Source organism: Bacillus sp. HSf4 (genome assembly GCF_029537375.1).
Classification (GTDB): domain Bacteria; phylum Bacillota; class Bacilli; order Bacillales; family Bacillaceae; genus Bacillus; species Bacillus sonorensis_A.
Window position 1 is genome coordinate 3753993 of sequence record NZ_CP120679.1, and the last position, 11775, is coordinate 3765767.

Consider the following 11775-nt stretch of genomic DNA (forward strand, 5'->3'; position numbering starts at 1 on the left):
TTCTCCGTCAATTATGCTTGTGTCAGCATTTTAATCCCTTGGACGACGTTCCAGATGACAATAATCAAACTGATGACCCCGAAAAAAATGAAGGCCCCAAAAACAGAAAAAAGCGCCAGAAAACCGTTATCATTAAAAATAATCGTACCGCTGATTGCGCCTGCTGCCAATATGACGACGCTTATAAACGGAATAATATGTGATACCAGCGACCGCAGCGCATGTTTTTTCGTTTCTCGGTCATCTGTTATAAAATACGCAGCAATAGGCAAAATAAGCGGGGCAAAAAAAACGCTAAAATAACAAATTGCCGAAATCAACGCATTACTTCTAGTCATTCATACCACTCTCCTATACCAGCTTGTCAATGTAAGTCCGCGCTCCCTTGAGTCCAATGTACAATGACCTTATACTCAAGTTTACGAGTATCATGGCCTTTTGGTTTCATTTTCATTCGATAGGCATGCGTCAATCTTCGCGAATTGATTTTTTTAGATTTTATGAATAGATTCTTTTTTTATAACCCTTTAAAATATGTGGAAAAGCTAGTGTGAAAAGGAGGAGGCGCAATGAAACAGAAATCGGAAGAGTCCGCATCACTCACCCCAAAGCTTCTGGAACTGATTCAGGAACAAAAAAGAATGAACCAGGAAATCATCAACCGACTGGAAGCAATCAACTCCGCTCCTCCGCTTTCCAGTGAAATCCGTTATTTAAAGGTTTTGCTGAGCAGCAGCAGTACACACATCATCAACAGCCTGATTGAATTGACTAAACAGGTCGACAGGCATGATCAGGAATAATGTCTGCGGCGTTTATCACTTCTATATGATCCCATTAACCGAACGTCTTGTATGTGCACGTCCTTGTTTTACCTTATAACAGCTATACAAAAAAGAGCAATCGAAAAAGCTGCCGGCTCGATGCCGGCAGCCCATTTATCAAGGTTTGACAGCTTCCTTCTCCTGAAGCCGTTCCTTCATTCTTTTTTTGTCGCGTTCGATGATCGGCTTCAAATAGCGTCCCGTATATGAACCTTCCGCCTTCATCACTTCTTCAGGCGTTCCGGCAGCGATAATTTTCCCTCCGCCGTCTCCGCCTTCCGGTCCCAAATCAATCAAATAATCAGCCGCTTTAATAATATCAAGGTTATGCTCAATAACAAGCACGGTGTCCCCATTATCAACGAGGCGCTGAAGAACGGTCAAAAGCCTTGCGATGTCATCGACATGGAGGCCTGTCGTCGGCTCGTCCAAAATGTAAAGGGATCGTCCTGTTGAACGCCGGTGCAACTCAGACGCCAGTTTGACACGCTGCGCTTCACCGCCGGAAAGCGTTGTTGCAGGCTGTCCCAGTGTAATATAGCCGAGCCCTACATCATACAGGGTCTGCAGCTTGCGTTTGATCTTCGGTATGTTTTCAAAAAACTGCACCGCTTTTTCGACAGTCATTTCAAGCACATCGGAAATATTTTTCCCTTTGTACGTGACCTGAAGCGTCTCCCGGTTATACCTCTTGCCATGACAGACTTCGCAAGGCACATATACATCCGGGAGAAAATGCATTTCGATTTTGATGATCCCGTCGCCCTTGCACGCCTCACAGCGGCCGCCTTTCACATTGAAACTGAAGCGGCCTTTCTTATAACCCCTGACTTTGGCCTCGTTCGTCTGAGCAAACACATCACGGATATCATCGAACACCCCGGTGTATGTGGCCGGATTCGACCTCGGTGTCCGGCCGATCGGAGACTGATCGATATCGATGACCTTTTCGAGATGCTCAATCCCTTTCATTTCTTTATGTTCTCCCGGCTTTGTCTTAGCCCGATGGAGCTTCTGCGCAAGTGTCTTGTGCAGAATTTCATTGACAAGCGTACTTTTCCCTGATCCGGAAACGCCTGTGACCGCGGCAAACACGCCGAGCGGAAATTTGACGGAAACATTTTTCAGGTTGTTTTCTTTAGCACCTTTGATTTCGATAAAGCGTCCGTCTGGTTTTCTTCTCTCAGCGGGAAGCGGGATAAACTTTTTCCCTGAAAGATATTGCCCTGTCAGTGATTTTTCATCATTCATCACTTCTTCCGGCTTCCCTGAGGAAATCACTTCTCCTCCGTGAATGCCCGCTCCCGGTCCGATATCAATTAAATAATCGGCGGCAAGCATCGTATCCTCGTCATGCTCAACGACGATCAAGGTATTGCCGATATCACGCATGTTTTTCAGCGTATCAATCAGCCGGTCATTGTCGCGCTGGTGAAGGCCGATCGACGGCTCATCAAGGATGTAGAGGACGCCGGTCAGCCTTGAACCGATTTGCGTCGCGAGACGGATCCTCTGAGCTTCCCCGCCTGACAGGGTACCGGCGGCGCGGCTCAGCGTCAAATAATCAAGGCCGACATTGTTTAAAAACCCGAGCCGTTCTTCAATCTCCCGCAAAATCAGATTGGCAATCTTCATATCTTTCTCCGAAAGCTTTAGCTCACGGAAAAATTGAAGGGCGTTTGTCACCGACATCTCGGTTATTTTTCCGATATGAAGGCCGTTTACCAAAACGGCCAATGCTTCCTTTTTCAGCCGGTATCCTTTACAGGAAGGGCACGGCTGGTTGGCCATGTATTTTTCCATCTGTTCGCGGATGTAGTCTGAGCTCGTTTCTTTATAACGTCTTTCGATATTTCGAATAACGCCTTCAAATTCGATATAACTTTCACGAACCTGACCAAAGTCATTTTCATATCTAAAATAGATCTGCTCCCCGCCGCTTCCATAGAGGATTTTCTCAAGCTGGTGTTTCGGCAGTTCCTTCACCGGCACATCCATATCGATTCCATAATGGCTGCAAACCGCCTCCAAAAGCTTTGGATAATATTGGGAGCTCTGCGGTTCCCATGGTGCGATCGCATGCTGTTTAAGCGACAGCTCATCATTTGGAATCACAAGGTCGACATCGACTTCCAATTTAGAACCGAGACCGTCGCAACTTGGACAGGCGCCGAACGGACTGTTGAAAGAAAACATTCGCGGCTCGAGCTCTCCGATCGAGAAGCCACAGTGCGGACAGGCATGATGCTCGCTGAAAAGCAGCTCCTCTTCGCCGATTACATCGATGATCACCCGTCCTTCGCCAAGGCGGAGCGCGGTTTCAAGCGAATCTGTGAGGCGGGCTGTCACGCCTTCTTTAATGACGATGCGGTCAACAACGACTTCGATCGAATGCTTTTTATTTTTCTCAAGTTCAATATCCTCGGAAAGGTCGTTCATTTCGCCGTCGATTCGGACTCTCACATAACCCTGTTTTCTAATTTGTTCGAGGATTTTCACATGAGTGCCTTTCCGCCCTGACACGACCGGAGCAAGCACTTGAATCTTCGTGCGTTCAGGATATTCCAGAATCCGGTCCGTCATCTGTTCGATCGTCTGCGACGTAATTTCAATGCCGTGAACAGGGCAAACCGGCTTCCCGACTCTCGCAAACAGCAAGCGGAGGTAGTCATAAATTTCCGTGACCGTTCCGACCGTCGAACGGGGGTTGCGGCTCGTCGTTTTCTGATCGATGCTGATCGCTGGTGAAAGACCTTCGATCGCATCCACATCAGGTTTGTCCATCTGCCCTAAAAACTGGCGGGCATACGCGGATAGAGACTCGACATAACGCCTTTGCCCCTCCGCATAAATCGTGTCAAACGCAAGGGACGATTTCCCTGAACCCGAAAGGCCTGTCAGCACGACAAGCTTATCCCGAGGAATCGAGACATCGATGTTTTTCAGGTTATGAGCCCTTGCTCCTTTCACCTCAATTCGTTCCATTGCCATACTCTATTCATCCTTCCGATTTTAACTCTAGAAGTAGGTCCCGAAGCTCGGCGGCCCGTTCGAAATCAAGCGCTTTTGCCGCTTCCTTCATATCGTGCTCCATCTGGGCGATCACTTTTTCGCGCTCTTTCTTCGTCAGTTTTGAAAGCTTCGGTTCCTCTTTTGCTTTGTATTCTTCCTGTTCTTCAGCCACATGTGTCGCGCGGATGACGTCGCGGATCTTCTTGTTGATCGTTTTCGGTGTAATGCCGTGTTCCTTGTTGTATGCTTCCTGCTGCTGCCTGCGCCGCTTCGTTTCATTGATCGCGATTTCCATGGAGCCCGTGATGTTATCCGCGTACATGATGACCCGGCCCTCGGCATTTCTCGCCGCCCGGCCAATCGTTTGAATCAAGGAACGCTCAGAGCGGAGGAAGCCTTCTTTATCCGCATCCAATATCGCCACAAGCGAAACTTCAGGGATGTCAAGCCCCTCCCTCAGCAGGTTGATGCCGACGAGAACGTCATGCTTGCCGAGGCGCAGGTCGCGGATGATTTCGATCCGTTCCAGCGTTTTAATCTCGGAATGCAGATAGGTCACCTTTATGCCGATTTCCTTCAGGTAGTCGGTCAAATCCTCTGACATTTTCTTCGTCAGCGTCGTGACGAGGACGCGTTCATTCCGGTCGATGCGCTGCCTGATTTCGCCGATCAGGTCATCGATCTGCCCTTCGATCGGCCTTACTTCGATAATCGGATCGAGCAGTCCGGTCGGACGGATGATCTGTTCAACCATTTCAGGAGAATGTTCCAGTTCATACGGACCAGGCGTCGCAGAAACATACACTATGTTGTGAATGTGCTTTTCAAACTCTTCAAACCTCAGCGGCCTGTTGTCTAAAGCCGAAGGAAGCCGGAAGCCGTGGTCGACGAGGACCTGCTTTCTGGCCTGGTCTCCGTTGTACATTCCTCTCACCTGCGGAATCGTGACATGAGACTCATCGATGACCATCAAAAAGTCATCGGGAAAATAATCGAGCAGTGTATACGGAGTGGACCCTGCCGGACGCAGCGTCAAATGTCTGGAATAGTTTTCGATCCCTGAGCAAAAGCCCATTTCACGCATCATTTCCAGATCGTATCTCGTCCGCTGCTCAAGGCGCTGCGCTTCAAGCAGCTTGCCTTCATCATGCAGAACTTTAAGGCGTTCTTCCAGCTCCGATTCAATGTTCACGATCGCTTTCTTCATCTTTTCTTCACGGGTGACGAAGTGGGAAGCCGGAAAGATGGCAACATGGTCCCGCTCCCCTAAAATTTCGCCTGTCAAGGCATCGACTTCCCTGATCCGTTCGATTTCGTCTCCGAAAAACTCGATGCGGATGCAGTGCTCATCCCTTGAAGCCGGAAAGATTTCGACGACATCGCCGCGCACCCTGAATGTCCCGCGCTGAAAATCGATGTCATTCCGGGCATACTGAATGTCAACGAGCTTTCTGAGAAGCTCATTGCGCTCAATTTCCATCTCCGTTCTGAGCGAAAGCACGAGCTCTCTATATTCCTCCGGCGAACCCAAACCGTAAATACAAGAGACACTCGCCACGATGATGACATCTTTGCGTTCAAAAAGAGCGGATGTGGCTGAGTGCCTCAATTTATCTATCTCATCATTAATGCTGGCGTCTTTTTCAATAAACGTATCGGTCTGAGGCACATAGGCCTCCGGCTGATAGTAGTCGTAATAGCTCACAAAATATTCGACTGCGTTGTTCGGGAAAAACTCCTTAAACTCGCTGTACAGCTGACCGGCAAGCGTTTTGTTGTGGGCGATGACAAGCGTCGGTTTATTGACCTCTTTAATCACGTTTGACATCGTAAACGTCTTGCCTGTACCGGTCGCCCCCAGGAGCGTTTGATGCTTTTTGCCTTCCCGAATGCCTGCAACAAGCTGTTCAATCGCTTTCGGCTGATCGCCCTGGGGCTGATAATTCGAGACTAATTCAAAGCGGTCTTTCACAAAAAAGCCTCCGTTTCTTTACGAAATCTTCCTGTTTTATTATTTTAACACATCCAAACAAAAAATACGAACTAAAGTTCGGTTTTTGTGTTTTTCCACAAACCGTTTTTTCGATCCATCAAAAAATCCCTCCTTTTTCTCATCAAAAGCAGGGCTTCACAGCAAATTCACGGCGGTTTCTATGAGTCTTCCTTCTTTTCGCCGGCCTTTTTGGCCGCATAAAGAGCACCGGCCACAAGCGAGACGATATCAAGTCCTACGATAAAAAAGGTTTCCGTATAACCCTTTAAATAGGAAGCGAATAACAGCGCAGCCGTAAGCGCGATTCCGACATAATGATTATAGGTCACCCTTGTAAAAAACAAGACAAGGAAAAAAGGAAAAATTAGTGCAAAAACGGCTTTTGTAAACACAAAAACCCTCCTCACGTTTGTTGATCTTATTCGATTATATTAAAGAACAAAGAAACGGACAAACGCGGGCACTCACTTTTTTATGTTACCCAAATGAAAGCCGCATTATTCGAAAGCGGCTCTTCTAAAAGGCGAAAAATAATGAGATTCCGGCCGCCAATAGATTCGGCAGCGCAAAAACGGCGAGTCCATTCGTCATCTTTCCGTTCCCGTCTCTTCCACCAAAACGATCTCCGCTCACGAACGAAAGCAAGGCTGACAGAATCATTGAGCCAAGACCGGCTGTTCCGGAAATTTTGTAGATAAAGGTCCAATCGCCGGCAACCGCCGAAATCAGTGCAGCAGCAAAACATACGATTATACCCGAGAGAAAAGCCTTTTTCATTCAACCTACTCCTTCAACCAGATCTATTCATCACAATATCGGAACGTTAGAAAAAACACAATAAAAACGGTTCGCGTTTCTTTTACAATAAGAGAAAAAGCGCCTGAACCAGACGCTTTTTTGGGAAACCGGAATTAGTGCGTTTCCTTAGCCGCAGCCGTTTCGGCAAGGGCCGGAGCTTCATCTTTCACAAACAAAATCCCGAGCTCATGATGCTCTCCTTCATATGAAGCCCTCTGCTCAAAGCGGACCTCGTTGTTCAAGCCGACCACTTCAAGCTTGAAGAAGGCGCGGTTTTTTTGGAGTGCTTCATAAAAATCCGCTTCATTTTTGACTTCGATGCCGTTCACTTTCGTAATAATTTCGCCGATCTGAAGGCCGAGGCCGGCAGCCGGGGTGTTGGGAATGATCCCGAGCACCATCAGCCCGCGATCTCTTTTAGAAAAGTAGAAAGGTGCGGAATTATCGTTCATCCGCTGCTTCCAAGTCAGAAAGGCTCTGCCGGCCACAGCGGTAACGGCTGCTGCGGCGGCAAGCGGCGTCCACCATATACTTCCTGCTGCAATCAGCAATGTGATGATACCGAGAACACTGATGCGCCTTGCTGTAATTTTGATGCTGACAATCGGAAGCGACCCTTGAACCCGCTGCCCGAAACCGACAAAATACGGGATCCACAATAATTGAAAGGCGCCGTCGTGAACGGACAGAACAGGCCACCATGGGACGGACGATTCGATCGCCTGCCCGGGAATCAAAATGAACAAAGGCAGGAGCCAAACGCGGCCCGCGATCTGCTGTCCGATCGGCAGCCCCCTCCTGCTCATCACAATTGACGGGGACGTCCTGACATGGGCCGTTTTGTAAGCCAGCATCCCTTCAGTAAACAGAAGAAGACCGAGCAGGACGGCGGCTGCCGGCCAATTTGCGAAGGATAGCTGCGGGATCACCTGATCAATCGCGTCCGGATTGACGTACTCGAGCGCAATGCCGGCTAATATGCTCAAGCCGAGCGTGTAAGCCGAAGACAGCATGCTCTGCCTGAACGTTAAAGCACAAATTGCGGTCACTGCCGCAATGATGATCAGCATTCCGAACGGGAGGGACAGCCCCAGTCCAAAGGTAACAATGGACAGAAGGATGCCCGCCAAAATCCCTTTTGAATATGTAAACTGAAGTTCATCATAAATATCTTCAATGCGCGTATGAAATGTTTTTCTTTCACGTTTGATCCGGGCATAGCCGTAAGCCAAGCTCATGACCATCATAAAATAGAAGAGCGGGTGCACAAAAAACCATCCGGCTCCTTTTAAAAGTTCAATCAAGCTTTCTTCAACTGACAAGGAAACGTTCACCGCCTCAAACCAAGCATGCAGGTGCCGCCGCACATGCGACGGCCTTTTCACGTTGGATATTTTATGGAGAAATCCAGCTTGTCTTGGCATCCTTTAGCAAAGGAACAACAGAGGACGGACGCTCAGACGGAGACGCCTGAGCAGTGCCTCGATTCGTCACTTGCAAGACGCCGGGCGCTTTTAAACGCGCATTCGTGACGAGAAATGCCAGCACCTTCAGGCAAGCTGGTGCATTTTATTATTATTCTAACAAATAATAAAATCCTTGGGTATGGTAAACGCGAGGTTTATTTTTCTTGGCTCATCCAAAGCGTCACATTGGAGAGCGAAAAATCCTTTAAATAATGATTGACCTCAACATCCAAAATATCTCCAATCAGCTGCATGGACCGTTTGATATCTGTTAAATTGATGCCAAGGCGCTTATGGTTGTCCATCAAATAGTTGAAATAAAGCTCCGCACATTCCTCATTAATGTCTTCCACACTCTCAACGGAAGTGTAGTTCACGAGGTATCTGCTGAACAGCATCAGCAGCCCCACTGCCTTTGTAGCGGAAAATGTAACGTCTTGTGATCGAACTTTTAACTGCTCCACTAATTCATAGTATTTTTTCTCTCTCACAATACTTGCCCTTTTCAATCGTGTACCCCCATTTATGATTTATATATAAGAAAAGCGCAAGCGTCAGACGACTCCACCAACCAGAGACGAAGAACGCAAACAGCGCTAACATTCTTCGCAAAAAAAATGCACGCATTATAATTTATGAAAGGTCTGTTTCTATTTTAAAAACTTTTCCTTTGCTATACAACTTGCAAAAGTTACATTTTTACTGCATCTTTACATCCTTATAAAGTCTCCCATATACTTATGTTATCGGGTCATTTCTATTCATTATGAATGTTTTTTTTATGAAAAAACAAAAATTTTAGGTAAAAAGGTTGAGAATTTACTTTCCGAATATAAGAAAAGTGAGGATATTCCGTTATCCTCACTTTTTGTCAAATAGCACTTTCAACGCTGCCTGAAGCTGCAGATCGTTTTGATCATCCATCTTTTTTTCCTCGATCCGAAGATTCATTGTATTTGCCGTTTTTTGGTCAATGACCCCATTCTTTTTCATCTTATTTTGTGCCTGAAAGGCCAGCACCGCTTTTTTAGTGCCTTCATGGAAGTATCCGTCATACCGGCCGGGATCAAAGCCAAGACCTTTTAAAAGCAGCTGGGCGCGCTTGATTTCACGGCTGTTCATATCGAGCTTGAGCGGCTCTTTCAGCTGTACAGGTCCCACTGAGAAATAAGCAGGCTGTGCTACGGGAACGGTCGGCTGGATTCCTTTCTTATGGATCCAGTTTCCTTTTGGTGTCAGCCATTTATACAAGGTCAGCTTGATATTGCTTCCATCCCCCATCGGAACAGCCTGCTGCACAGTGCCTTTCCCAAAAGAAGGGTCGCCGACGACCTGATAACCCTCCGCTTCTTTTAATGCACCGGCAAGAATTTCCGAAGCGGAAGCGCTCCCTTTATCCGTGATCACACTTACAGGATATGGCTTTTTCTCTTTAAGTTTGGAGAAGTATTGCTTTTTATTTCCGTTTCTTTCGGCAATTTGAATATACGGATGATCTTTTGTCACAAAATGTTTTAAAATTTCTTCAACACTTTGCAAATATCCTCCGGGATTCCCCCTCACATCCAACACAAGACCTTTTATTCCCTTTTTCTCAAGCCTTTTCAGTTCTGCCGCAAAATCCTTGGCTGTATGTTCGGAAAAAGAAGAAATCGCGATGTAACCGACCGGCTTGTTCTGTACTTTCTTAATGGATGCAAAAACGGTCTCAAGCGGGATTTCGTCGCGTTTGATCTTAAATGTCAGCTGATCTCTCATACCGGGGCGGTGAACCTTCAGCGTAACCGTAGAACCCTTTTTTCCCCTGATCTTAAGTACGGCATCATTCAAATCCATTCCCGCCATCGATTCTCCGTCAATGCTCAAAATTTCATCATTCGGTTTTAATCCGGCCTTTTCTGCCGGAGACCTTTTAAATGGGGAAACGATGATGATCTTTCGGTCTTCCATGCCAATTTCCGCACCGATTCCTTCAAAGGAGGAATCAAGAGAATCGGAAAATCGTTTTGCAGTCTGTTTATCCATATAAACGGAATATGGATCGTTTAATGTTGAAAGCATGCCTTGAATGGCGCCTTCCAACAGCTTTTCTTTATCTACCTGCTCTACATATTCGTTTGAGATCAGATCGTACGCTTTTTCAATCTTCTGCATGGCTTCATCTTTGCCCTCCGCAAGGGCTGGGGCAGCACCTGATAAAAGACCATACAGCAGGCAGACGGCCATGATGAGACGTGCAATTTTCTGGTTCATCCTATACCTCCTCTTCTCGCTGCACTATGTTTGCTTGATGTAGTATGTGCCAACATTGCTGTTTTCATGTAATGAAGGGTTCAAAAAAACCGCCGGATGACACCGGCAGTTTTTCATTGTTACCTATGCATATTTGAGACGTTTGATCACTTCATCTGTCACTTCTTCCGTCGTACACGCTCCGCCAATATCAGGGGTTAAAAAGCCGCTTTTCAGCACATCTTCAATGACATCCAGCAGTTTGCTTCCAAGCTCCTCTTCCCCAAAATGGTCGAGCATCATTTTCGCCGTCCAGATTTGTCCGATTGGATTGGCGATCCCTTTTCCGATAATATCGGGCGCTGAGCCGTGCACCGGTTCAAACATGGACGGATATTTGCCGTTTACATTGATATTGGCCGCAGGCGCGATACCTACACTACCCATGATCGCCGCCCCGATATCGGTTAAAATGTCGCCGAACAGGTTGCTGGCAACGATAACGTCAAACTTCTCAGGCTTCGTGACAAAAAACGCCGCCAGCGCGTCAATGTGCTGTGAGTCGGTTGCGATATCCGGATAATCCTTGGCGGTCTGTTTAAAGACTTCATCCCAGAAAGGCATCGAATGAATGATTCCGTTTGACTTTGTCGCACTCGTGACATGTTGTTTACGTTTGGCTGCCATCTCAAACGCAAAGCGCATCGCCCTTTCCGCTCCTCTTCTTGAAAAAACGGCGTTTTGGATGGCGATTTCTTCTTCATCTCTGTAGATTCTTCCGCCGACCGTGCTGTATTCGCCTTCGCTGTTTTCGCGGACGACAAGCAGATCAAAATCTTTCGGGTTGGCTAAAGGTGATTTGATCCCTTGTAAAAACTTCGCCGGTCTAATATTGATGACTTGTTCGAATTCACGGCGTATTTTAATGAGCAGCCCCCATAATGAAACATGGTCCGGCACAAGCTTGCTGTTGCCGACAGCTCCCAAAAATATGCTGTCAAAGTCCTTCAGCCGCTCCAACCCGTCTTCAGGCATCATTTCCCCGTGCTCCAAATAATACTCACAGCTGTATGGAAATTCTGTAAACTGAAATGAGATTCCTCCGTGAACATCAGAAACCGCTTTCAAAACACGCTGTGCTGCAGGTACGACTTCTTTTCCCACACCGTCTCCAGGTATGCTGGCAATGTTGAATACTTTCATCGGCCAATCTCCTCGCTTTTTTTAAATTGTCGACAGTCGACTGATATCACTTTCATTCTATACCTGGAGATATTTTCTGACAAGCTGATTTTATGAACGTAAAGATGAGGGTTGTTTTATTTTCATTGTAACAATAGCCTTGTTGGCTTTCACTGGATGTACATTATCTCTCAGCCTTGGATGGTGAAGTAATACCAGGCGAAAGCAATATAAAAAACAGCTGCACTCTTATCGAAATGCAGCTGCA

The 11775-nt window shown here is 46.9% G+C and carries 10 protein-coding genes; 1 reads left to right on the forward strand and 9 read right to left on the reverse strand.

Annotation, left to right across the window (positions count from 1 at the left end; genetic code table 11):
- Positions 1 to 11 precede the first annotated feature (11 nt).
- A complete protein-coding gene (locus P3X63_RS19500; RefSeq protein ID WP_026588906.1) occupies positions 12 to 338 on the reverse strand; it encodes a hypothetical protein in 327 nt (108 codons plus the stop codon).
- Positions 339 to 569: 231 nt separating this feature from the next.
- Here P3X63_RS19500 and P3X63_RS19505 point away from each other — a divergent pair, with 231 nt between their 5' ends.
- Positions 570 to 803, forward strand: coding sequence for a hypothetical protein (locus P3X63_RS19505; RefSeq protein ID WP_026588907.1), 234 nt, complete (start codon positions 570 to 572; stop codon positions 801 to 803).
- Positions 804 to 941: 138 nt separating this feature from the next.
- On the opposite strand, the gene uvrA is transcribed toward P3X63_RS19505, so the two are convergent.
- The 8 genes from uvrA to P3X63_RS19545 form a co-directional block, all read right to left on the reverse strand.
- Positions 942 to 3815, reverse strand: a complete 2874-nt coding sequence (uvrA, locus tag P3X63_RS19510) for an excinuclease ABC subunit UvrA (RefSeq protein ID WP_026588908.1) — start codon at positions 3813 to 3815, stop codon at positions 942 to 944.
- 7 nt (positions 3816 to 3822) lie between these two features.
- Positions 3823 to 5808 (reverse strand): excinuclease ABC subunit UvrB, encoded by a 1986-nt coding sequence (gene uvrB, locus P3X63_RS19515; RefSeq protein WP_026588909.1) that lies wholly within the window; start codon positions 5806 to 5808, stop codon positions 3823 to 3825.
- Positions 5809 to 5987: 179 nt separating this feature from the next.
- On the reverse strand, positions 5988 to 6221 hold the full coding sequence (locus P3X63_RS19520; RefSeq protein ID WP_077736089.1) for a CsbA family protein: 234 nt from the start codon (positions 6219 to 6221) through the stop codon (positions 5988 to 5990).
- Between the two features lie 124 nt (positions 6222 to 6345).
- Positions 6346 to 6606, reverse strand: a complete 261-nt coding sequence (locus P3X63_RS19525; RefSeq protein ID WP_026588911.1) for a DUF5316 family protein — start codon at positions 6604 to 6606, stop codon at positions 6346 to 6348.
- A gap of 134 nt (positions 6607 to 6740) precedes the next feature.
- Entirely contained in the window at positions 6741 to 7949 is a 1209-nt protein-coding gene (locus tag P3X63_RS19530) for a PDZ domain-containing protein (protein WP_277691712.1), read from the reverse strand.
- Positions 7950 to 8248: 299 nt separating this feature from the next.
- A complete protein-coding gene (gene swrA / locus P3X63_RS19535; RefSeq protein WP_035428513.1) occupies positions 8249 to 8602 on the reverse strand; it encodes a swarming motility protein SwrAA in 354 nt (117 codons plus the stop codon).
- Positions 8603 to 8954: 352 nt separating this feature from the next.
- A complete protein-coding gene (ctpB, locus tag P3X63_RS19540; RefSeq protein ID WP_026588914.1) occupies positions 8955 to 10346 on the reverse strand; it encodes a carboxy-terminal processing protease CtpB in 1392 nt (463 codons plus the stop codon).
- 123 nt (positions 10347 to 10469) lie between these two features.
- A complete protein-coding gene (locus P3X63_RS19545; RefSeq protein ID WP_277691713.1) occupies positions 10470 to 11528 on the reverse strand; it encodes a tartrate dehydrogenase in 1059 nt (352 codons plus the stop codon).
- Between the last annotated feature and the right edge of the window lie 247 nt (positions 11529 to 11775).